Below are 23,825 nucleotides of genomic sequence, written 5' to 3'. Positions count from 1 at the left end.
TCATGGCTGATACACAAGTAGGAGTACTTTCATGCAGTGGAGAAGAGTTTTTGGGCGGGACTATCGTCAGGCTTGCTACCAGAAAGGTGATGGAAGAACTGCGTACCGATAAAGTAGTCACCCTGTGTCTTCCTCTTTACATAGCAGGAGGCGATGAAGAAAGAGAATTCGCGAAGACCTATCCGGTGATTGCAGTTGATGGCTGCAGCAAAAGCTGTGCCAGAATTGCGACCTTAAAATACAGCGGAGAAGTGCGGGATACTATCGTTTTGTCAGATCTGTTTGGTGAAGATGTTGTTTTATCAAATATAGTTTCGGCGAGAGATTTAAAACCAGAACACTATGAGATGGTGGATAAAGTTGCAGTGGAAATCTGCAAAAAAATGGATGCGATTTTAGCAGAATAACAGAATGAAAAGATAAAATATAAGTATAAAAATTATTTAAGCAAGAGTGAAAACAAAAAGTCATCTCTTGCTTAAATAATATAGAGAATCAAATAAGAAATGAGGAATGTAATTGATTAATATCATTAATAAATCGAATGACCCATATTTCAATCTGGCATTGGAAGAGTATTTTATGAAATACAAGGATATGAAAGAGGATGTTCTTATTCTTTGGCAGAATGAACCTACGATTGTAATAGGGAAAAACCAAAATGCTTATGAAGAAATAAATCGGGATTTTGTTGAAAAAAATAAAATAAATGTTGTAAGGCGTATGTCTGGTGGCGGCGCTGTATACCACGATTTTGGAAACCTTAATTATACTATAATAAAAAATGATGGAAAGCTGCATGCGAATGATTTTTCTTTTTTCGCACTTCCTGTTGTCGCCTGCTTGAAAAAGTTTGATGTAGATGCAGAATTTAATGGAAGAAATGACATTACAATAGATGGTAAAAAATTCTCCGGTAATGCCCAGTATTTTTATAAAAGTAAAGTATTGCATCATGGTACACTTATGTTTTCAAGCGATTTAGCTGTTTTATCACAAGCATTAATCGTTGACAAAGAAAAGATTGAGTCGAAAGGGATTAAATCCGTAAAAAGCAGAGTAACCAATATTAGTGAGTATATTAATAAGGATATTACCTTTGCGGATTTTCATAATTCCTTACTCATCAGTATGTTTCATGAAGATAGAGAGAGTATACAAAACTACGAATTAACAAATGAAGATATTTCAGCAATAACAGAGATTCGTAACAACAAGTATAATACCTGGGACTGGAATTTTGGAAAATCACCACAGATGAGTTATCAAAAAAAAATACGTTTTCTTGCCGGAAGTGTATCACTTATAACGCATGTAAAAGACGGAATGATTGACAGCTGCAATCTATATGGAGATTTTTTTGAAGTAAATCCAGTAGAAGGATTGACGAAAAAGATTGAAGGAAGGCGATATGATAAATCAGAGATAGAAGCATTATTAAGTGATGTGAATATACAGGAATATATCTATATGTTAAGCAATGAGGAATTCAAACAATTATGGTTTTAATGATAGATTATGAAAATTGTGTGAACGACAGTAAAACAAATTGACATTTATAGATATGACTGGCAAAATATCGATAAATGTAGATATGAGGTTCTAAATAATGAGCAGATACAGAGCTAAGAAACTATTATTTTTAGTAATAGGATTAGTTATAGTACTAATAACAGGTTGCCAAAGTAATGATAAGGGAAAATCGTTAAAGGGTAGTGAAACTAATTCCGGTTTACTGGCAGAAGAGGAAAGCAATTCTACCGAAACAGATCCTGTTTTACTGACACCGTCTCCAACTAATACATTTGAAATGGAAACATGGGAAGAGAATGAACATGTGGAATCTTTAGCTGTTGTAATATCTGCAGACCAAGATGGTGTATTACAAATAGAAGAAGATAAATTTGTATCGCAAGTGGGAGAGATATATAATCATCCAGATAAATATATTGGTAAAACAGTGAAATACCAAGGATATTTGTATTTGGAAGAATATGAAAGTAAAGAATATTTCTATGTTGTCAGAAATACATACGCATGTGAATGTGGAGAGGAAGAAAGTGTTGTAGGCTTAGAGATAGCATGGGAAGGAGACATGCCGGAAGAGGGAACATGGGTAGAAGTTACGGGTGTTTTAGATTCATACGTGGAAGAAGAAAAACAGTATATTATAGTTAGAGTTTCAGATTTAGATATTAAAGATGATACTGGAAAGACATTTGTTACTGAATAGGGTGATTTGCTCTAAAACTGATATCTGATATTAATAATAAGAAGGAAGAATCTTATACAGGAGGAAATTGTTGTGGAAAATCAAATGGTGAAAAAAAATAAAAAATTGTGGGTAAATATACTGATTGTAACTTTAGCGTTAGCAGTTGTAGCAGGTATCTATGTATATAAGAAGTCGGAGGAAGATAAACTAAATAATCAAATTACAGCTCAAACAGATTCTAAAAATACAGATATAGAAAGCTCATCCTTAGAAATATCATCCATTGATTTACATAAAATCAAGTCTTATGGACTTCCTTTTGTTATCGACTTTGGTTCGGATTCCTGCATACCGTGTAAAGAAATGGCGCCGGTTCTGGAAACAATACATAAAGATTTTCAGGGAAAAGCAATTGTGCATTTCGTAGATGTGTGGAAAAACACAACTGCCGCAAATAATTTTCCTGTATCGGTTATTCCAACGCAAGTATTTTTCAATACAGATGGAACACCTTTTGTACCAAGCGATGAGCTTGCTCAGGAAATTGAATTTACCATGTATCGATCCAAAGATACGAGTGAGCATGTGTTTACCGTTCATCAGGGAGGTGTAACAGAAGAGCAAATGAGAAAAATATTTGCTGAAATGGGGGTCGAGTAAGGTGAATACAATTCTGGAATCAATTTCTGCTTTAATGAAAGAAAGCACTTGGCTGGCACCATTATTAGCATTTGTAGCTGGTATCTTTACCTCTGTTACACCATGCTCTATATCAACAATTCCGCTTGTACTAGGTGTTGTGGGCGGAACGGGGCAGAAAGACACAAAGACAGCTTTTAGACTGTCACTGACTTTTGCAGCTGGTACGGCGATTACTTTTACCATTCTTGGAACCATGGCATCCTTAGCCGGAGATTTAATTGGAACTTCTGCAAAATGGTGGTATATTGCTTTAGGAATATTAATGGTTATGATGGCTTTGCAGACTTGGGAAATATTCAGTTTCATCCCTTCCACCTATTTGATTTCTAAAAGTACAAGAAAAGGATATATAGGAGCATTGATTGCAGGTATTCTGGGTGGGGTATTCTCTTCTCCGTGTTCCACACCGGTTTTGATCGCACTTTTAGCAATTGTAGCGGGCAAGGGGAGTATTGTATGGGGTATTCTGCTGCTACTTTTATACTCCTTAGGGCATGCTGTTTTAGCGGTAATCGCAGGAACGAGTATTGGATTTGTTAAAAAGCTCACTGGCAGTGAAAAATATGGAAGATTCAGTACAATAATAAAAGTTATAATGGGCTGTATTATTTTAATCATAGCATTTTATATGTTCTATTTAGGATTTTAATCAATGCCTGCTTCATAGTGGCTGCTTAGGCGGTACTAGTAAGCAGGCATTTATTGTAATTGGCGGAAGCTCCAATTAGAATATAATTTCAAAGTGTGGTTCTTAATGTTGTCTGATATAGAAAAAATAAATATTTTACATAAAAACAACATAAAGATTACACAATACACATTGACAAATATCTATATGGTCTTTATAATAAGGACATAGACAAATATCTATATCAAAAACCTTGGAATATAAAAATGGAGAAGACAAAATGGATCTGCATGCAGACTATGCACCATTATTTAAAGCATTAGGTGATGCTACAAGACTAAAAATCATAGAAATGTTATCCTGCGGTGAGCTTTGTGCATGTGACATTCTGGAATGTTTTGAAATTACACAGCCCACATTATCCTACCATATGAAGATATTGACTGATTGTGGTCTTGTAAAAAACCGAAAAGAAGGATCGTGGATCCGATACAGCAATAATACCGACTTAATAGAACATATAAAAAATTTTTGGGATAATATCACAACGGAACAGGAACGCTGTATCTGTAAATGCGCTAAGAAGGACAATCGATGCGATTTATAATTATTGGTGCAGTGGCTGCCGGAACTTCGGTCGGTCCGGCGGACATAAAAATTATAGAAAAAGTAGGAAATCATAGTAACATATGATTTCTCTGTGCATAGGATATGCATATATGCTCATATAAATATTTACAAGGAAGGGGTGAAATCGTGGTCGATATTTTTAAAGCACTATCAGAAGAGAGCAGGCTAAGAATCCTGGCTTTACTGACGGAAAGAGAAATGTGTGTCTGTGAGATTGAAGTCTGTTTAAATATGACGCAATCTAACGCTTCCAGGCACTTGACCGTACTTAAAAACTGCGGAATTCTTAATTGTTATAAGAAAGCACAATGGGCATATTATAAGATTAACGACAGCTTTAGAGAAGAAAACAAAAGCCTGTGGGAGTATCTGCAGCAAAAGATTGTTGAGTTACCAACCTATCAGGCGGATCATGAACAATGTGAAAAGTACAAAACCATTGATGTCTGTGCAAATTCAAAAATAATACATTGAAGGAGAGAAAGAAATGAATAAAGAAAAATCAGCAGAAATTGGTTTTTTTCAGAAATACTTAACGATATGGGTAGCTTTATGTATGATTACGGGAGTACTGATCGGAAAGTTTCTGCCGGCAGTACCTGTATTTTTTAATCAGTTTGAATATGCAAATGTATCCATTCCTACAGCAATACTAATCTGGGTCATGATTTACCCAATGATGATGAAGGTGGATTTTGAAAGCGTTAAAAATGTAAGAAAAAACCCAAAAGGATTATATGTGACATGGGTTACCAACTGGCTGATTAAGCCTTTCAGCATGTTTGCAATCGCTTCTTTCTTTTTCTATGTTGTATTTAAGGGATTGATTCCTGCAGAGTTAGGAAAAGAATATTTAGCTGGAGCCGTTTTATTAGGAGCTGCGCCATGTACTGCCATGGTTTTTGTATGGAGTCAGCTGACGAAAGGTAATCCGGCCTATACAGTCGTACAGGTGGCAACCAATGACTTGATTATTCTGGTTGCATTTGTACCCATTGTTAAATTTTTACTGGGAGTGAGTAAGGTGACTGTTCCCTGGGATACTCTGATTATATCAGTTGTCTTGTTTGTGGTAGTTCCATTAACTGCAGGTGTATTAACAAGAATGTATGTAAGTAAGAAGAAAGGAACAGAATATTTTGAGAATCAGTTCCTGCCTAAATTTGATAATGCAACAATCGCTGGATTATTACTGATGCTTGTACTTTTATTCTCCTTCCAAGGGGATGTCATTTTAAACAATCCTTTGCACATATTACTGATCGCAGTGCCATTGACCATACAGACATTTTTGATTTTCTTCATTGCCTATCTTGCAGCAAAGGTACTGAAGCTTCCTCATAATATAGCAGCTCCGGCAGGTATGATTGGTGCTTCCAATTTCTTTGAACTTGCAGTGGCGGTTGCGATTGCTTTGTTTGGAATGGATTCTCCGGCAGCACTGGCTACTGTTGTAGGTGTTTTGACTGAGGTACCAATTATGCTGATACTGGTTAAAATAGCAAATAATACAATGCATTGGTTCCCAGAAGGTTCTGATGTCGGAAACATAGTATGTGAAGATGAAAACTAATTAGAGGAGGTGAGGTTTTGTATGAGTAATAATCGGCTTCTAAATTGGGGGCGTGGTTTAAACCCAATTGACGAAGTATTGAAATTTTCCTATTCTAATCAAAATGGAGTTTCAAATCAGCCCAAAGTAAAATATTCGTTAAATGATATGTGTGGATATTCACAAAAAGGTGATGAAATATTTGATATTACAAAGAAAAATTAATTTATCAATAGGAGGTATTGAAATGAAGATTATGAAAATTTATGAACCAGCCATGTGCTGTTCAACCGGACTTTGCGGCGTTGGAGTCGATCCGGAATTATTAAGAATTTCTACAGTATTAAACACACTGAAGAATAATGGAGTGCATGTTGACCGGTTTAACCTTACAAATGCACCTCAGGAATTTGTAACGAATAAAACTGTAAATAGCTTTGTTAAGGAAAAAGGGGTAGAAGGTTTACCGGTTATAGTTTTAGATGGAGAAATTATTATAACTGGAAGATACCCATCCAATGAAGAATTTATAAAATTGCTTCATGTACCGGAAAGTTATATTGGAGAAAAGTCAGATGCGGTAAACGAGGCAAGTAAGAAAACACAGGGCTGTGGATGTTCCGGAGGGGATTGCTGCTGTTAATTATATATAGAACCGGAGTTCAGAGAAGATAAAAGATTATTAAAATACGCAAGAGAGGGGTGGCTGCTGTAGATCGGAAAAATATGTCCTGGAAAAGAAAGTTTGCAGTAATATGGACTGGTCAGGCAATATCAATCTTTACGAGTTCCATCATACAGATGGCAATTATCTGGTATTTAACAGATAAAACGGAATCTGCTGCAGTTCTGTCCTTCGCAACGCTGGCAGGCTTCTTGCCACAGGCAGTATTGGGCCCATTTATTGGTGTTTTAATTGACCGATACGATAGAAAATGGATTATGATACTGGCTGATTCAGCAATAGCATTTGTAACCATGGTATTAGTATTGGCTGGTTTATTTGGAACATTGCCTATATGGCTTATTATGATAGTTCTATTTTTTCGTTCCATAGGAACCGCTTTTCATTCACCTTCGCTGCAGGCTGTTACTCCAATGATCGTACCAAAGGAATATCTGACAAATTGTGCAGGCTACACTCAGGGGATGGAATCAGTTTCGTTATTATTAAGTCCTGCGGTCGCAGCAATCCTTTATAGTACTTTGAATATCAGCATGATATTGCTAACGGATATTGTTGGGGCAGCTATCGCAATAATAACAATTACTGTGATAAAGATTCCAAAAACCAATAGGACTGATAATGAAAAGGTACCGGATCTTTTACAGGAAGCAAAAGAGGGTTTTATCGTATTGCGTAAAGAGAAGGGAATGATGAGTCTGATGATTATCAGTTCCCTCTATGCAATGATATATTTCCCGATCGGTACGCTGTATCCTTTGATTTGTATGTCATATTTTGGAGGTACATTTAAAGATTCCAGTATTGTAGAAATTGTATTCTCAGCAGGAACCTTATTAGGAGCAGTTATCTTAGGAAAACGGGGTGAAAAGATTAATAAGATTTATGCCATTATTCTGTCCATAGCTGCGATGGGAGTAGGACTTATTATAACCGGTATCTTACAGCCTGACCAATTTAAGGTGTTTATAGTAATGGCAGGTTTTATGGGAATAACGATTCCATTTTATTATGGAGTTCTCACAGCAATATACCAGCTTAAGATAAAAGAGGAATTTCTAGGCAGAGTTCTTTCCTTATCAACAAGCCTTGGGATGATTGCCATGCCGTTAGGATTAATTTTATCCGGATCCTTTGCGGAGATAATAGGGGTTGAAAATTGGTTTTTTCTATCAGGAATAATAACAGTCGGAATTGCAATGATAAGCTATATGCTGCCATCCCTGCGTCATTGTTACAGTACCAGGGAGATTTAGTATATAAAAGAATACCATTTATTATGATTGATTGACATTAAGATTAAATTATTACAAATAACTATCAGATAGTAAAATTTGAATAATTTTAAAAGGAGATTAAAAAATAATGTCAAAATCCTGGTATCCAATCATTGATTACGATAGATGCTGTGAGTGTGGTAAATGTGTTAATAAATGCAGGCAGGGTGTTTATGATAAATCAAAAATGCCAAAACCTGTTGTTATACATCCCGAAGGCTGTATACAAGGATGTCATGGATGTGGTAACTTATGCCCTAATAAAGCGATTTCTTATGCAGGCGATAACGTAAATAATATGCGCAGGCGAAGAATGTTTTAGTCACTGTTAAATAATGTAAAGATTTTAATTGGAAAGAGTGAAAGGGAGTTATAATGGAAAACTTTAATATACAAGAAGCAGTACTCACAAAATATCTTTTCTTTACAGGAAAGGGTGGAGTAGGAAAAACTTCAACAGCCTGTGCCACAGCGGTGTCCCTTGCTGATGCAGGAAAAAAAGTTTTGCTGATCAGTACAGATCCGGCATCGAACCTCCAGGATGTATTTGAGACAGAATTGGACAATAAAGGCGTTCCCATACATGAAGTTCCTAATCTTGTGGTAGCAAACTTAGACCCCATAGAAGCAGCTGCAGAATATCGTGAAGGTGTAATCGCACCATATCGCGGACAGCTGCCTGAGACTGTGTTAAAAAATATGGAAGAACAGCTTTCTGGTTCCTGTACCGTTGAAATTGCAGCATTTAATGAATTTTCCAAATTTATTACGGATGAAAAAGTTCAGGAAGAGTTCGATTATATTATATTTGATACTGCTCCGACAGGGCACACACTAAGGATGCTTCAGCTTCCGTCTGCATGGAGCAATTTTATCAGCGAAAATACACATGGTGCTTCCTGCCTGGGGCAGTTATCCGGGCTGGAAAGCAAAAGAGAAATCTATAAAAGAGCTGTGGAAACATTAGCAGATGGAGATCTTACAACCTTGATTCTGGTTTCAAGACCGGAGGTTACTCCTTTAAATGAAGCTGCAAGAGCTTCCGGCGAACTGGCCGATATCGGAGTGAAAAATCAGGTGATGATAGTAAATGGAATCTTAACATCCTATGATGATATTATTTCAGAAAGCTTATATAAAAAGCAGCAGGCAGCGCTTGCCGGAATGCCGGAAGAAATCAGGAATATGAAACTGTACTCCATTCCGCTCAGAGCTTATAATATAACCGGTATAGATAACGTAAGAGCTTTTCTGAAAAAAGATAATTATACGCTTCGTGCTGATAAAATAAAGGCAGAAATCATTCCAGGTTTAAAAGATGTGATAGATGATTTATATCATACCAATAAAAAAGTCATTTTTACTATGGGAAAAGGCGGAGTAGGCAAAACTACAATCGCAGCTTCCATTGCATTAGGTTTGGCATCAAGAGGAAAAAAGGTGCATTTAACTACAACTGACCCGGCGGCTCATCTTAAATTTGTTATGAATGAGACAGATGGAATCACAATGAGCCATATTGATGAAAAAGAAGAACTTAAGAAGTATCAGCAGGAGGTACTTTCAAAAGCACGGGAAACCATGTCAGAGGAAGATATCGCATATGTAGAAGAAGATTTAAGATCTCCCTGCACCCAGGAAATTGCCGTATTCAGAGCATTTGCAGAAATTGTTGAGAAGGCAGAGGACCAGATCGTTGTCATTGATACCGCACCGACAGGACATACGCTGCTGCTTTTAGACTCAACTCAGAGCTACAATCAGGAAATCAAACGTTCCCAGGGTGATGTTCCTGAATCCGCAAAAAAGCTGCTGCCAAGATTACGGAATAAAGGGGAAACAGAGGTTATTATTGTAACTCTTGCAGAAACCACTCCGGTTTATGAAGCCATGCGTCTGGAGGAAGATTTAAAGCGGGCTGATATTGCGGCAAAGTGGTGGGTAATCAATTCTTCCCTTTACCGCACCGGTACGACTAATAAATTACTGTCAGCAAAAGCCAGTAATGAAATTGAATGGATTAATAAGGTGGATGAGCACGCAAATGGTAATTTTGCAGTAATCAGCTGGCGCTCGGATGAAATAAAAGGCGAGAATCTATATTTACTGTAGATATAAAATGAAAGAAATAGTAGCATGAGTCTGAAAAACAGATACTGTTACTATTTTTTTTGTGAATTTACATGATTTTTACATGGATTTAACTTAAACAATATTTACATATCAGGATATCATGATATATAATTATAACGTAAAAGAGACAACAACAGTGAAAGCAAATTCTCAAGTGGGTGTCAAAATAGGAAATGGATGGTGGTGATTATGTTTGTATTAGTATTGCTTATAGCATCAATGATTATTTTCGGATACTTTCATTATAAAGGTACGTTGAAAAGAAGCAAGTCATTCATTGAAACAATAATAAATCAGAAGCATAAAGAGGAGAGTTAATGTGAAAAAAATTAATAGTAAAAAGAGTATTTTATTAGCCTTATTACTTACATCAACATTTGTATTTACCGGCTGTGGGCAACAGCAAAGTGCACAACAAGAAAGCGGAACAGCAGGAAAGTTATCAGGAGAAATTAGGATAGACGGCTCTTCAACTGTATTCCCCATAACAGAAGCAGTTGTAGAAGAGTTTAATAAGTCCGAGCCGGACGTTAAGATTCCAGTAGGAATATCTGGTACAGGCGGTGGCTTTAAAAAATTCGTCACAAAAGAAACAGATATCAGCAATGCTTCCAGACCAATAAAAGATGAGGAAGCAAAAAAGGCAAAAGATGCAGGCGTTGATTATATAGAATTAAAAGTGGCTTATGATGGATTATCGGTCCTGGTAAATCCTGAAAATACATGGGTTGATTCCTTAACTGTGGAAGAGCTGAAAAAAATATGGAATCCTGACAGCGAAGTAAAGACATGGAAAGACGTAAGAGATGAATGGCCCGAAGAAGAAATAAAGCTTTATGCCCCTGGTACAGATTCGGGAACCTTTGATTACTTCACAGAAGAAATTAATGGCGAAAGTGGTGCAATCCGTCCTGATTTTACAGGAAGTGAAGATGATAACGTATTGGTTCAGGGAATAGCGGGTGACAAAAATGCGTTAGGATTCTTTGGGTTTGCCTACTATGAAGAAAATCAGGACAAGCTGAAACTGGTACCAATTGATAACGGCAATGGTGCTGTTACTCCATCATTTGAAACAATTAAAAGCGGTGAGTATGCACCACTTTCAAGACCAATCTTTATCTATGTAAATAAAGAAGCTCTTACAAGAGCAGAAGTAAAAGAATTTGTTAAGTTTTATTTTGAAAAAGCAAAGGACATAGTACCGGAAGTAGGCTATGTATCCCTCCCGGAAGAAGAATATAAAACAGAATCAGGTCAGCTTGAATAAAATACAAATCAATCGAAACGTACGCAGGAAAAGGTACGTTTCGATTGATTATATGAGGTAAATATGAGAGAAATAGTAAATGGTGTTAAACATAAAAATAAAAGAAGATTTGATATCATTGAATTTATGATAGAAAAAGTACTTGTACTTTTTGCCGCAATATCAATTCTTACAACTGTGGCAATTATATTTACATTGTTTGGAGAAACCATAGGATTCTTTAAGGAGGTTTCCATTCTTGATTTTTTTACAGGTACCAAGTGGGCGCCAACACTAAAACCAAGAAATTTCGGAGTATTGCCACTTTTAATTGGAACCATAATGATTGCCATAGGATCCAGCATTGTTGCATTGCCAATGGGGCTTGGGAGCGCCATTTACCTAAGCGAATATGCACCAAAGAAGGTGCGGATAATTATAAAACCAGTACTTGAAATACTGGCAGGGATTCCCTCCATCGTTTATGGATTCTTTGCCCTGAATTTTATTACACCAATTATTCAGAAAATACTGCCACAAACACAGATCTTTAATGCATTAAGTGCAAGTATCGCTGTTGGAATCATGACATTGCCCATGGTTGCCTCCTTATGTGAAGACGCCATGATGGCAGTGCCGGATTCCGTAAGAAAGGGAGCATATGCATTGGGATCAACCAAATTCGAGACCGCCACAAAAGTTATTATCCCTGCAACATTTTCAAGTATTGCGTCTGCCTTTGTACTTGCTATATCAAGAGCAATCGGAGAGACAATGATTGTTGCAATTGCTGCGGGACAAAGTCCGGTATTGACGTTAAGTCCACTGAAAAGTATTCAGACTCTAACCGGATTTATGGTAAATATCAGCCTTGGGGATATTCAGTATGGAACCATTGAGTATAATACGGTTTTTGCAGTGGGTGCACTTCTTTTTGGGGTCACTTTCTTAATGAATATCGTTGCAAAAGCGATTGTAAACAGGAACAGGAGGTATTTAAATGGCCAATGATAAACAAGTTGTTGGTTTGAGTGTAATTAATAAAAAGAAAATTAATACAAGAAAAATAAAAAATGATTTATTTCACATAGTATTATTATCGTCCATTTTGTTTTCTATTATTGTCCTTTTCCTTCTTCTCTATCAAATATTCAGTGAAGGAATGAACTGGCTGGACTGGGATTTCGTTACCAGTATGCCCTCTAGAAATCCGGAAAAAGCGGGAATCTTTTCTGCTTTAGCAGGAAGCATCTGGACTATAGGAATTACAGCTCTGATTGCGATTCCGCTAGGTGTTGGAACTGCCGTCTATCTGGAGGAATATGCAAATAAGAAAAGTGGATTTTATAAACTTCTTGTACTTAATATTTCCAATCTCGCAGGAGTACCGTCTATCGTATATGGAATGCTGGGATTGGCAGTCTTCGTAAGGTTCATGAATTTTGGCAGGAGTATTTTGTCTGGTGCTCTGACTTTAAGCATCCTGATTCTGCCAACCATTATTGTTTCTTCCAGGGAAGCACTAAAAAGCGTACCGATGAACCTGAAGGAAGGTTCTTACGCATTGGGGATGACCAAATGGAGAACAATAGCAGGAGTAACCCTGCCTTTTGCATTGCCTGGAATATTAACCGGTTCCATTTTGGCGATTTCCAGAGCAATGGGTGAGGCTGCTCCTCTAATTATGGTAGGAGCAGCGGGGTATGTTGCTTTTTTACCAAATGGACCAATGGATTCCTTTACCGTGCTTCCTATACAGATTTTTAACTGGACTTCCAGACCACAGGCTGAATTTCAGAATGTTGCAGCAGCTGGTATTATGGTGCTGATGGTATTGCTGTTATCAGCCAATGCAATTGCAATAATTTTGCGGAATAAGTATCAGAAGAGAATCGATTAACTTAAGAAATGAGGTAATTATGGAATCCAAAATAAAAGTAGAGGGCTTGAGCTTTTACTATGGAAATGCAAAAGCTTTGAATCATATTAATATGGATATAGAAAAACAAAAAATAACTGCTTTGATAGGACCGTCAGGCTGCGGGAAATCCACATTCTTGCGTACCATAAACAGAATGAATGATTTGATTGATGGAAGCAGATGGGAAGGACGAATATGGATTGATGGTAAAAATGTTCTTGATGCAGAGTATGACATTATTAATCTGAGAAAAGAAGTCGGTATGGTGTTTCAAAGACCGAATCCGTTTCCAAAATCTATTTATGACAATATCGTATATGCACCCAAAAGACATGGAATAAAAAACAAAAAAATGCTGGATGAGATAGCAGAGGTAAGCTTAAGGAAAGCTGCTCTCTGGGATGAAGTTAAAGATAAGCTGGGGAAGTCTGCCCTTGAATTATCCGGCGGACAGCAGCAGCGTCTTTGCATAGCCCGCTGCCTTGCCGTCCGGCCTGAAGTTATTTTAATGGATGAACCAACGTCTGCGTTAGATCCCATTGCCACATTAAAAATAGAAGATCTTTTGCAAGATCTAAAAAAAGAGTATACCGTGGTTATTGTAACACATTCTATGCATCAGGCAGTCAGAATTTCTGATAGAACAGGTTTCTTTTTAAACGGAAATCTGATTGAATATGGTGAAACATCTGCTATATTTTCAGAACCTGAGGATAAACGTACAGACGATTACATCAGTGGGAAGTTTGGATAAAAAAACAATAAAAGAATAGCAAGTTCAATTGATAGGTGGTAAAATCATATTGACATATTATGATATATGATTTTATGAAAGAAGGATTATGATGGAACAGCATATAACGAACGAAGATATTATGAGACTTAAATTAATTAGTAAGTTTTTTAAGGGATTTGCTGATTATAACAGATTATGTATTTTTGAAAGTCTTTTGGATAACGAAAAGACTGTCTCTGAAATTATTAGTTATACAGGATTCAGTCAGTCGAAAATTTCAAACCATTTAAAATGTCTCCGTGAAGGAGATCTTGTGGAAGCAAGACAGGAAGGAAAATTTATCTATTACAGTGTAAAAGATGAAAAAATCAAATCCATACTAAATACGGCAAATGAGCTGGTAAAAGATGCTTCTGAGGAGAAATTTAACTGTATGAATTATTAGCGTGGTAAAAATGAGTCCTTAGAAATGAGGTGAAGATTTGGATAAACAAATCGTATTTATTTCAGACATACATGGAAACATGGAAGCATTTAAAAATGTTTTAAAAGATATTGAGCAAAGAAAAATCAGTCTTGAAGATGTATATTGTCTGGGGGATTGTGTTGGCTATGGAACAAGACCTGATGATGTAATAAACCAAATCAAAGAACTGGGAATTACTTCTATATTAGGAAACTACGATGAAGCAGTGGGTTTTTATCTGCCGACGTGCGGCTGCAGCATTGAATCAGTCAGTGATAAGCATAAGACGCAAAATGCACTTCGCTGGACGGTGAAACATACCAGTGATGAAAACAAAGAATTTTTAAGAGAATTTGAGGAACAGATCACAATTGAGGCAGGAGGAAAGCGTATACTGCTTACCCATGCAAGCCCTGTTTCAATTACAGATTATGTTTACGAAGATAATACGGAGAAGCAGGAAGAAATTGCAGATGAGCTGGAAGAAGATATTATTGTATTTGGTCATACCCATATCCCGTATGTAAAAAAGGTAAAAGACAAACTTTTTATTAATGCAGGCAGTGTTGGAAGACCAAAAGATGGGGATAACAGGGCATGCTACTGCATCCTTACCATAGGAGAAGCAGTTGAGGCTGAGTTTGTCAGAGTACCTTATGATATTGAAACGGTAGCTGCAGAGATCGAGGAGTCAGAGCTTCTTGACTCGTTTGCTATGGTGCTGCGGACTGGCCGGGATACAAAATAATAAATTCAAATAATAAAAAGAGGTTAATAATGAGTGAAATAATAACAGATAATAAGCCGAAAGTTGCCTTCATATGTGTACACAATTCATGCCGGAGCCAGATAGCAGAAGCACTGGGGAAACATCTTGCCAATGATGTGTTTGAAAGCTATTCGGCGGGGACAGAGCTAAAAGATCGTATCAATCCGGATGCGGTCAGGTTAATGAAAGAGATTTATGGAATTGATATGGAGGCAACCCAGAAAAACAAGCTGATTGGTGAAATACCAAATCCGGATGTCGTTATTACAATGGGCTGTAATGTGAATTGTCCGGCGCTTCCGTGCAAATTAAGAGAAGACTGGGGGTTAGATGATCCTACGGGTAAAGGTGATATAGTTTTTAAGAAAACCATCCAGATAATTGAGAGCAAAATCATTGATTTAAAGAACAGGCTGAAAAAGTAATTGTATTTACATTTATTTTACTTATTTATGATAGATAAGATAATGTTTCTTTGGTATAGTTAAAGTATCTGTTTGCAACATGTTTAAAACAAAAAGGAAAGGGTATATAACATGTTATGCTGTTATATAAGGGGATTCTATGGAAAGAGAAAAAATAAGAGTTCTGTTTGTCTGTGTTTCCAATTCATTCCGCAGCCAGATTGCTGATGCAATCCTGAACCACAAATATGGAGAGTCTTTTGTGGCAGAAAGTGCAGGCTTCAGAAAGAAAAGCATTAATCCTCTCGCTATTGAAGTGATGAAGGAATATGGCCTGGATATATCGAATAAGAGTGTTAATGAATTATTGGATTTTTACAATCAGGGCAGAAAATATGATTATGTAATTACAGTTTGTAACAGAGGAGAAGAAGAGGATTGTCCGATCTTTCCGGGAAAGGTTACAAGATTAAGCTGGAGGGAATTTAGGGATCCTGACGATTTTACAGGGACAGAGGAAGAAAAGCTGGAAATGGCAAGAAAATTACGGGATGATATAGCAAAAAGAATTGATGAATTTGTAAATACAGTTAAATAAGTGTAGTAAATTATATAGGATCAATTAGGATGAAATAATCTTAGTTGGTCTTTTTTTGCGATAGTTTATAATAGGTTGAATTAAAAAATAATAAATTATAAGTAAAATTACTATTCAAATATGAATTATAGTATGTTATAATCATATAAATAGTAATAGAAGAAAAAAGGTACAATACAGGTTGGCAGCTATGTTTTGATTCATTGCAAAGCTTTTAGAGGATAATGTTATTGATTAATAGCAGTATCCTATGAAAAGAAATGCCAACATTAGTGACGGAAGCAATAATGTAATATTTTTAGGGTGCAGAAACAGGTATATAAGGTGGGAAATAATCCTTATATGAGAGGTATATTTTATATTGTGTTTTTATATCGGTGTTTTGCAAAGTCGTTATTGGTAATCGCAGAATAACGATTTATTTTTGTGGACATTTATAATAGAAAAGGAGATGAATATGTTCATAAAGGAGCTTCCTGATTAAGGGAAGAAAAGTCGATTGTCGAATGGAGATCCCCTTTGGCAAGTGTTTATTACAATGGGAGGCTTGGGGAAGTTAACAAATTTACATAAAAATACAATACAAGGAGAGTTTATGAAAGAAGTTAGAATAGAATGGTTTGGAAATGTAAAAAATGATGTAATGTCAGGAATTGTAGTAGCAATTGCGCTGATTCCTGAAGCAATAGGTTTCGCATTGCTTGCCGGGTTAAGTCCCATGGTCGGATTGTATGCTTCCTTTTGTATCGCAATTGTAACTTCAATTGCTGGAGGGCGTCCTGGCCTGATTTCAGGGGCAACAGGTGCCATGGCATTAGTATTAGCCGGTTTAGTGAAGGAACATGGAATAGAATATATGTTAGCCGCTACTATTTTGGCAGGTATCCTGCAAATGATGATGGGACTATTAAAAGCCGGTAAACTGCTTCGGTTTATACCAAGCCCTGTAATGACCGGATTTGTAAATGCATTAGGAATTTTAATCTTCAAATCCCAATTGTCTCATTTTATAGGTGCTGATATAACCATGTATCTATTAGTCGCGGCTGGAATGGCAATCATTATTTTCTTTCCGAAAGTAAACAGGGCAATACCAGCTCCTCTTGTCGCAATTGTGTTGTTGACAATTATTACCATTGCTGCTGATATGAATGTTACAAGAATTGGCGACATGGGAGATATTACCGGAACATTGCCAAGACTTTTATTGCCTGATATAAAGCTTAATATGGATACCTTTCGAATTATTTTCCCCGTTTCTCTTTCGTTGGCAGTTGTAGGTTTGGTAGAATCCATGCTGACATCACAGCTATTAGATGAATTAACAGATACAAAAAGCAATAAGAACAGGGAATGTATCGGGCAGGGACTGGCAAATGTTGCTTCAGGTCTTTTCGGAGGCATGGCAGGCTGTGCTATGATAGGCCAATCCGTTATTAATCACAAATCCGGTGGCAGAGGCAGATTGTCCACTTTTTTATCAGGTTCCTTACTGATGACTTTTATTGTTGCACTAAACAGCTGGGTTATCCAGATTCCAATCGCTGCACTTGCGGCGGTCATGATCATTGTTTCCATTGCAACCTTTGACTGGCACTCTATTAAGCGAATGACAAAAGTTCCGAAGACGGACACAGCAGTTATGGTAACAACGGTTGCGATTGTATTATTGACGGATAATCTGGCATATGGAGTTGTTGTCGGCATTATTATGAGTGCTTTGTTCTTTGTATATAAAATATCCCAGACCGTGGTTGAAAAGATCGAAACAGAAGAAGGTATTATTTACCGTTGCTATGGTCAGCTGTTCTTTGCATCAACCACTCATTTTTTAGAAAAGTTTGATTTTGATATTAGCAATCAGACCATAGGTCTTGATGTCACTCACCTTAAATTCTGGGATGAATCGGCGGGGGATGCGTTTGACAAATTAATCATGAAGTATAGTGAAAAGCATGTTAAAATCAAGATAGAAGGGCTGAGTGAGGCCTGTGAGAAACTGCTTCAAAAAACATCCCTGCAATATTCCATTATGCCGGAGTATGTAGACTGATCGTTGTAGTGAGCGATGATATGGTTTGGGGTTCATAACTATTATGTAGCTTAAGAAGGTATATTTGTTGCGTAAAATCGCAGAAAGGGTTTGGTTCTATGAAGGAGAAGGAACTGCAGGAAAAAAAGATAAAAATCATTCCTCTTGGTGGACTTGAAAAGATTGGTATGAATATAACTGCCTTTGAATATGAAGACAGTATTATTGTGGTGGATTGCGGAATATCGTTTCCAGAGGATGATATGCTGGGAATTGATCTGGTAATCCCTGATTTCACTTATTTATTGAAAAACCGTGATAAAGTGAGAGGATTTTTTATTACCCATGGTCATGAGGATCATATCGGTGCACTTCCGTATATATTAAAGGATTTAAATGTTCCGGTATATGCGACGAAGCTGACGCATGGACTAATTGAGCTTAAGCTGAAGGAGCATAATTTACTTAAAAACACGAAAAGAAAAGTAGTGAAGCATGGACAGTCAATTAATTCAGGTGCTTTCCGGGTGGAATTTATAAAAACAAATCATAGTATTGCTGATGCATCCGCACTGGCAATTACTTCACCTGCAGGAGTCATCTTACATACAGGTGATTTTAAAATAGATTATTCCCCGTTATTTGGTGATGTCATTAATTTACCGAGATTTGCTGAAATTGGAAAGAAGGGAGTCCTTGCTCTGATGTGTGACAGTACGAACGCACAGAGAGAAGGGTTTACCGTATCGGAACAGAAGGTTGCCAAGACCTTTGATATTCTTTTTACAGAAAATATCTCCAGCAGGATGATTATCGCAACTTTTGCGTCAAATGTAGACAGAGTAAATCAGATTATCAGTACAGCCTATAAATTTGGCAAAAAAGTTGTGATTCAGGGAAGAAGCATGGTCAATGTGATTAAAGTGGCTTCTGAACTGGGCTATATTGATATACCTGAAAATACAATTATTGAAGTAGAAGAAATGAAAAAATACCCGGATGAGAATCTGGTCATTATTACAACGGGAAGCCAGGGAGAAAACATGGCAGGGTTATCACGAATGGCGGATTCAACCCATAAAAAGATAATAATCCGGCCAGGTGATAAGGTTATTTTAAGTTCTACTCCGATTCCCGGAAATGAAAAGGCAGTTGCAAGAATCATTAATGATCTTTCCAGAAAAGGCGCTGAAGTCATTTACCAGGATACTCATGTTTCCGGGCATGCATGCCAGGAAGAACTGAAACTCATATATGCTCTGCTGAAACCACAATATGTCATACCGGTGCATGGAGAATTCAAGCATCTTAAGGCACAGGAAAAACTGGCACAATCCATGGGGATACCAGATGATAATATATTTATTCTGCAGTCAGGAAATGTTTTAGAGCTTTCAGAGAAAGAGGGCGGCATTATTGGTCAGGTAACAGCAGGGGAAGTGTTTGTTGATGGACTGGGAGTCGGTGACGTTGGTAATATTGTTATTAAGGACAGACAAAATTTATCCGCAAATGGTTTATTGATCGTTATTATAGGAATGCAAAAGGGAAGTAATCAAGTGATTTCAGGTCCTGAAGTTGTTTCCCGGGGCTTTGTATATGTCAGAGAATCCGATGAATTAATAGGTAAGATCAGACGTGTTGCTGGTACAAGCCTTGAAAAATGTAAGAATACCAGAGACTGGGCTAAAATTAAATCTATATTAAAAGATGATATAGGAGAGTTCCTTTGGAAAGAAATAAAACGCACCCCTGTCATTCTGCCGATTATTATGGAAATATAATTTGTTCACTTTAAAAACTGCAGTCGGAAAGGAAAGAAGATTGAAATTATCTCCAAAAAATCTATACAGTAATAATAAATTTAATTATGGCTGGCTGATTGTCTTTGTGGCTGCGTTGTCTTACTTTTTTTAGCTCCGGGTCAGACATTTTTCATCTCAGGATTTATTGATATCTATGTAAAAGATTTAAAATGGGACCGTACAATAGTTTCCAGCCTATATTCAATTGCTACGTTACTCAGCGGTTTATTTATTTTCAGTGTCGGACAGATTGCAGACAGGATTGGTACTAAGATCACCATAATTGCTGCTGGCATACTGTTAGGTCTGGTCTGTATCTGGAATAATTTTAACTTTAGTCTTGTTACTTTGTTTATTGAATTACAAAAAAATTTAGAAAAGACCTGCTCTTATTAAGGAGACCAGATCTTTTCTGTTTGAAATATAACAGTGAAAAAGAGTTTTTCTTAATTTTAAATGCCGTGCTTTTTTTAAAATAGCCCCTCCTGCTGTACCAGCTGGTTAAGGATTGGAATTAGAAAAACAAACATAAAACAAATCTGATGGAATATAAAATCCAGTTGTTACACATTTAGAAATAACTGTAGTTGACAATATGCGGAGTATTAGTTGTTAGGAAATCCCAAATAACTGCTGTGAACTGTCAAGTTACCACGAATCAACCTGTCGGAATTTCCGACAGATTGGAAAAAATTGTGAACTGTCTTGTGAAAAGGCATTTTATAATTCGGATATGAAAGAATCTATTGGGAGGTTTGAGGTTTTGCAAGAGCAGAGATTTACAAAGAAAGACTGGGCACTTTTTAAAAATAAAATTGCTGATTGGCAGGAAAGCTATATGGACAAGCTTAATAAGGAATATATAGAATTATTAAGTGAGAACGATAATCCATCAGATAAGTTTTGGAGACTGGATAAGAGAATAAAGGAAGACAGGAAGAAAACTGGTGTTCAATTAGAAATGAACCGGTCGAATTTTATTTATAATATTATTTCACTTATAAACGAAGGTGCAATTAGCATTGTAGATCTCGAAGAGTTCAGTGATGAGCTGAAAGAAACTGTAAGTACCTTTGTTGAGAGAAAGTTTGGAGTATAAGAGTTCAGTAAGGTATCGTTATTTTAATAAGTATTAGTTAAACGATTGTCTACGCCAAGGACAAAGTGTGTCTTTCAGGAATTATTATCACCGCATCAACACATTGTGAGATTTGTGTCGAATTATGTCGAAAATAAAAGCTTGATCGTGGAATATATTTGGAGAATAAAAGCATATGAAAATTTCACAGCGGAATATAACAATGAGTAAATGAAGATGAAAATATTATTCATTATTGGTAATGGATTCGACATACATCATAAACTAAAAACTGAATATTACCATTTTCGTGATTATATAAAAAACTTATTGTAAATTCCAATGAGATGAACAATAGTGAAGCTCTCAAAATCTTGCTCAAAATTATTGATAAGTATGATGATGCTGGTACTAGTGAAACAAAAAAATGGAGTAAATTAGAAGAGTACTGTTCAAAAATCAGTACGAATGATTTAGCAGAAGAAATAAATATTAGGCAAGATGAGAGATATGATGAAAATGGAGATGTTGTTGAAGAACCATGGATAAATGGAAATGGTAAAGAAATTACAGCGCAATTTTTAGAAGAGAAAATCAATAATGTTATTGGAGAAATTCAATTGCAATTTGTTGAATGGGTAAACCAGATTAAAATTGATTGTAAAAGTGATAAATATTTTCTTTCGTTATTTAACGATTCTGACAATTACTTTTTGTCTTTTAATTATACAGATACACTTGAAAAAGTATATGACATTTTACCAGATTGCATTTGTCATATTCATGGACAGTCCAGCCGAAATAGAGAGAAAATCTATTTCGGAGGTAATATCCAAAAAGAAAAATCATTGAAGAGGGTTAGTTGTCTTTCTGAAGCATTACCCTATATTGGGGCAATAGGTGATGATGATTCTCTTTTTTTTCCACAAGTAATGATAAATAGTATTTTAAGAAAAGATGTTGAAAAAATACTTAAAGACAATAAAGATAAATTCAACAGATTTCAAGATATTGAAGCTGTTTATACATATGGGTTTAGCTATGGAAGGGTTGATAAACCATATTTGGAAGAAATTTATAAATTATCACCAAATGCTAGTTGGTACATAAATGCATATCATCAAGAGGACTATATTAATTATCAAAATATGTTAATTGAAATAGGAATCCCTGAAGAAAAAATTGTTTGCTGGGAAATACAATATTAAACAGTAGATCCGCCAAAGCGCCACCCTATGTACTGGCTGAGATAGTTGAAATAACAGATATGAATCGTATGATTAACAACTGCATTTGCAGAATCCTCCAGATGATTATTGCCGTTGGCTTTAAAGTCAATAATGACCGTGCTGTTCGATTCCGCAAGTGGTCAGGACAAATCGTCAAGGATTACACCATCCAAGGCTGGTCAATGGACAAGGAACGGCTTAAAAAAGGTCATATGTTCACGGATAAATATTTTGAACGTCAGTTGCAGAACATCCGTGAAATTCGCCTTTCCCAGCGGAAATTTTATCAGAAAATCACTGACCTGTATGCTACAGCTTTTGATTATGATAAAGATGCAAAGACTACCAGACGTTTTTTTCAGACCGTGCAAAATAAGATGCACTGGGCTGTTCACAGACATACAGCAGCGGAACTAATTGTGAAACGTGCTGATGCAGAGAAAGAGCATATGGGATTGACCACTTGGGAAGCCGCTCCGGATGGAAAGATTGTGAAAGCGGATGTTTCGATTGCGAAGAATTATCTGAATGACAAGGAAATGTCCTACATGGAGAGAGTGGTATCCTTGTATCTGGATTATGCGGAACTGCAGGCAGAACGACAGATCCCTATGAGTATGGATGATTGGGCAAAGCGTTTGGACGGTTTCTTAGAGTTTAATGGCAACGAAATACTGACAGATGCTGGTAAGATTAGCGCGGAGCAAGCAAAGCTCCATGCAGAAACAGAATTCGAGAAGTATCGTATTGTACAGGATAGAATGTTTATGTCTGATTATGATAAGTTTTTGCTGGAATTAGAAGAACAAACAAAAAACAAATCTGATGGAGTATAAAATCCATTGTTCGGAAATCCAGAACAACTGATGAACTGTCTTGTGAAAAGGCATTTTATAATTCGGATATGAAAGAATCTATTGGGAGGTTTGAGGTTTTGCAAGAGCAGAGATTTACAAAGAAAGACTGGGCGCTTTTTAAAAATAAAATTGCTGATTGGCAGGAAAGCTATATGAACAGGCTCAATAAGGAATATATAGAATTATTAAGTGAAGACGCTAATCCATCAGATAAGTTTTGGAGACTGGATAAGAGAATAGAGGAAGATAGGAAGAAAACTGGTGTTCAATTAGAAATGAGCCGGTCGAACCTTATTTATAATATTATTTCACTTATAAACGAGGGTGCAATTAGCTACGAAGATCTCGAAGAGTTCAGTGATGAGCTGAAGGAAACTGTAAGTGCCTTTCTTGAGAAATAGTCTGTAATATATGAGTTCAGCGAGGTATCCTTTTTATAATAAGTATTAGTAATCGATTGTCTACGCCAAGGACTAAGTGTACCTTTCAGGAATCTTTATTACAGCATCAACACATTGTGAGATTTGTGTCGAAATTTGTCGAGTAAAATAACAAATGATAATATACGTTATAGCCTCTATATGGTAAAATAAAGGTAGCTACAATAAATTAATTTCTAAGGAATTGATATTACTTGAAAATAATAGTTTGAATTTCTGATTATGCCGATAAGGATTAACATCTTAAGCAAATGTTATCAAAGCAAACGCATAGAATATATTGAAGAAGTATTGACTCCCAGAATTTTTGCAGAATGTTCTGGGAGTCTTTTTTTTAGTTTTTATTATTTATATGAAAATATGTGTATGATCCCTGTCCACACATATTATCGTAACTGTGGAGTTTGGCGAGGATGATG

27 protein-coding genes and 1 pseudogene are annotated in these 23,825 nt (G+C 36.4%); all 28 read left to right on the top strand.

Going from position 1 to position 23,825, the window contains the following annotated elements:
* Window positions 1-2 precede the first annotated feature (2 nt).
* The 28 genes and pseudogenes from V7D18_RS23140 to V7D18_RS23005 all read left to right on the top strand — a co-directional run bounded on the left by V7D18_RS23140 (window position 3) and on the right by V7D18_RS23005 (window position 23,367).
* Complete coding sequence (locus V7D18_RS23140; RefSeq protein ID WP_426157931.1) at window positions 3-407, top strand: putative zinc-binding protein; 405 nt, start codon at window positions 3-5, stop codon at window positions 405-407.
* Window positions 408-519: 112 nt separating this feature from the next.
* Window positions 520-1,509, top strand: a complete 990-nt coding sequence (locus V7D18_RS23135) for a lipoate--protein ligase (RefSeq protein WP_426157929.1) — start codon at window positions 520-522, stop codon at window positions 1,507-1,509.
* Window positions 1,510-1,609: 100 nt separating this feature from the next.
* Complete coding sequence (locus tag V7D18_RS23130; protein ID WP_426157927.1) at window positions 1,610-2,233, top strand: hypothetical protein; 624 nt, start codon at window positions 1,610-1,612, stop codon at window positions 2,231-2,233.
* Window positions 2,234-2,305: 72 nt separating this feature from the next.
* On the top strand, window positions 2,306-2,875 hold the full coding sequence (locus V7D18_RS23125; RefSeq protein ID WP_426157925.1) for a thioredoxin family protein: 570 nt from the start codon (window positions 2,306-2,308) through the stop codon (window positions 2,873-2,875).
* A gap of 1 nt (window position 2,876) precedes the next feature.
* A complete protein-coding gene (locus V7D18_RS23120; protein ID WP_426157923.1) occupies window positions 2,877-3,566 on the top strand; it encodes a cytochrome c biogenesis protein CcdA in 690 nt (229 codons plus the stop codon).
* Between the two features lie 259 nt (window positions 3,567-3,825).
* The gene (locus tag V7D18_RS23115; protein WP_426157921.1) at window positions 3,826-4,152 is read left to right on the top strand and encodes an ArsR/SmtB family transcription factor; all 327 of its coding nucleotides are present in this window, start codon (window positions 3,826-3,828) and stop codon (window positions 4,150-4,152) included.
* Between the two features lie 149 nt (window positions 4,153-4,301).
* Window positions 4,302-4,649, top strand: a complete 348-nt coding sequence (locus V7D18_RS23110; protein WP_426157919.1) for an ArsR/SmtB family transcription factor — start codon at window positions 4,302-4,304, stop codon at window positions 4,647-4,649.
* Window positions 4,650-4,662: 13 nt separating this feature from the next.
* Window positions 4,663-5,748 (top strand): ACR3 family arsenite efflux transporter, encoded by a 1,086-nt coding sequence (gene arsB / locus V7D18_RS23105; protein ID WP_426157917.1) that lies wholly within the window; start codon window positions 4,663-4,665, stop codon window positions 5,746-5,748.
* 21 nt (window positions 5,749-5,769) lie between these two features.
* Window positions 5,770-5,952 (top strand): hypothetical protein, encoded by a 183-nt coding sequence (locus V7D18_RS23100; RefSeq protein WP_426157915.1) that lies wholly within the window; start codon window positions 5,770-5,772, stop codon window positions 5,950-5,952.
* Window positions 5,953-5,974: 22 nt separating this feature from the next.
* On the top strand, window positions 5,975-6,370 hold the full coding sequence (gene arsD, locus V7D18_RS23095; protein ID WP_426157913.1) for an arsenite efflux transporter metallochaperone ArsD: 396 nt from the start codon (window positions 5,975-5,977) through the stop codon (window positions 6,368-6,370).
* An 83-nt stretch (window positions 6,371-6,453) separates the two neighbouring features.
* The gene (locus tag V7D18_RS23090) at window positions 6,454-7,668 is read left to right on the top strand and encodes an MFS transporter (protein WP_426157911.1); all 1,215 of its coding nucleotides are present in this window, start codon (window positions 6,454-6,456) and stop codon (window positions 7,666-7,668) included.
* A 109-nt stretch (window positions 7,669-7,777) separates the two neighbouring features.
* Window positions 7,778-8,011: a 4Fe-4S dicluster domain-containing protein gene (locus tag V7D18_RS23085; RefSeq protein ID WP_426157909.1), complete on the top strand. Its 234-nt coding sequence runs from the start codon at window positions 7,778-7,780 to the stop codon at window positions 8,009-8,011.
* Window positions 8,012-8,064: 53 nt separating this feature from the next.
* Entirely contained in the window at window positions 8,065-9,801 is a 1,737-nt protein-coding gene (gene arsA, locus V7D18_RS23080; protein ID WP_426157907.1) for an arsenical pump-driving ATPase, read from the top strand.
* Window positions 9,802-10,141: 340 nt separating this feature from the next.
* Window positions 10,142-11,092 (top strand): PstS family phosphate ABC transporter substrate-binding protein, encoded by a 951-nt coding sequence (locus V7D18_RS23075; protein WP_426157905.1) that lies wholly within the window; start codon window positions 10,142-10,144, stop codon window positions 11,090-11,092.
* A 63-nt stretch (window positions 11,093-11,155) separates the two neighbouring features.
* Window positions 11,156-12,082: a phosphate ABC transporter permease subunit PstC gene (gene pstC, locus V7D18_RS23070; protein ID WP_426157903.1), complete on the top strand. Its 927-nt coding sequence runs from the start codon at window positions 11,156-11,158 to the stop codon at window positions 12,080-12,082.
* A complete protein-coding gene (pstA, locus tag V7D18_RS23065; protein WP_426157901.1) occupies window positions 12,072-12,971 on the top strand; it encodes a phosphate ABC transporter permease PstA in 900 nt (299 codons plus the stop codon). Before pstC ends, pstA begins: the two co-directional genes overlap by 11 nt.
* A gap of 19 nt (window positions 12,972-12,990) precedes the next feature.
* Entirely contained in the window at window positions 12,991-13,746 is a 756-nt protein-coding gene (gene pstB, locus V7D18_RS23060) for a phosphate ABC transporter ATP-binding protein PstB (RefSeq protein WP_426157898.1), read from the top strand.
* Between the two features lie 88 nt (window positions 13,747-13,834).
* Window positions 13,835-14,173 carry an ArsR/SmtB family transcription factor gene (locus V7D18_RS23055; protein WP_426157896.1) on the top strand — a complete coding sequence of 113 codons (339 nt, stop codon included), beginning with the start codon at window positions 13,835-13,837 and terminating at the stop codon, window positions 14,171-14,173.
* A gap of 37 nt (window positions 14,174-14,210) precedes the next feature.
* Window positions 14,211-14,942: a metallophosphoesterase family protein gene (locus tag V7D18_RS23050; RefSeq protein WP_426157894.1), complete on the top strand. Its 732-nt coding sequence runs from the start codon at window positions 14,211-14,213 to the stop codon at window positions 14,940-14,942.
* A gap of 29 nt (window positions 14,943-14,971) precedes the next feature.
* Entirely contained in the window at window positions 14,972-15,388 is a 417-nt protein-coding gene (locus tag V7D18_RS23045) for an arsenate reductase ArsC (protein ID WP_426157892.1), read from the top strand.
* A gap of 139 nt (window positions 15,389-15,527) precedes the next feature.
* Window positions 15,528-15,965, top strand: coding sequence for an arsenate reductase ArsC (locus V7D18_RS23040; protein ID WP_426157890.1), 438 nt, complete (start codon window positions 15,528-15,530; stop codon window positions 15,963-15,965).
* Between the two features lie 595 nt (window positions 15,966-16,560).
* Window positions 16,561-18,018 carry a SulP family inorganic anion transporter gene (locus V7D18_RS23035; protein WP_426157888.1) on the top strand — a complete coding sequence of 486 codons (1,458 nt, stop codon included), beginning with the start codon at window positions 16,561-16,563 and terminating at the stop codon, window positions 18,016-18,018.
* Window positions 18,019-18,116: 98 nt separating this feature from the next.
* Window positions 18,117-19,781: a ribonuclease J gene (locus tag V7D18_RS23030; RefSeq protein WP_426157886.1), complete on the top strand. Its 1,665-nt coding sequence runs from the start codon at window positions 18,117-18,119 to the stop codon at window positions 19,779-19,781.
* A 784-nt stretch (window positions 19,782-20,565) separates the two neighbouring features.
* The gene (locus V7D18_RS23025; protein ID WP_426157884.1) at window positions 20,566-20,901 is read left to right on the top strand and encodes a multidrug transporter; all 336 of its coding nucleotides are present in this window, start codon (window positions 20,566-20,568) and stop codon (window positions 20,899-20,901) included.
* Between the two features lie 210 nt (window positions 20,902-21,111).
* Complete coding sequence (locus V7D18_RS23020) at window positions 21,112-21,216, top strand: AbiH family protein (RefSeq protein WP_426157882.1); 105 nt, start codon at window positions 21,112-21,114, stop codon at window positions 21,214-21,216.
* Between the two features lie 11 nt (window positions 21,217-21,227).
* Window positions 21,228-22,088 (top strand): AbiH family protein, encoded by an 861-nt coding sequence (locus V7D18_RS23015; protein WP_426157880.1) that lies wholly within the window; start codon window positions 21,228-21,230, stop codon window positions 22,086-22,088.
* A 95-nt stretch (window positions 22,089-22,183) separates the two neighbouring features.
* Window positions 22,184-22,945 (top strand): annotated as a pseudogene (rhuM, locus tag V7D18_RS23010) (RhuM family protein); the annotation flags it as partial.
* 98 nt (window positions 22,946-23,043) lie between these two features.
* Window positions 23,044-23,367: a multidrug transporter gene (locus V7D18_RS23005; protein ID WP_426157878.1), complete on the top strand. Its 324-nt coding sequence runs from the start codon at window positions 23,044-23,046 to the stop codon at window positions 23,365-23,367.
* Window positions 23,368-23,825: the final 458 nt, after the last annotated feature.

The sequence above is a fragment of the Lacrimispora sp. 38-1 genome (genome assembly GCF_049890855.1).
Lineage (GTDB): Bacteria > Bacillota > Clostridia > Lachnospirales > Lachnospiraceae > Lacrimispora.
This window is presented reverse-complemented; position numbering and strand designations above follow the sequence as displayed.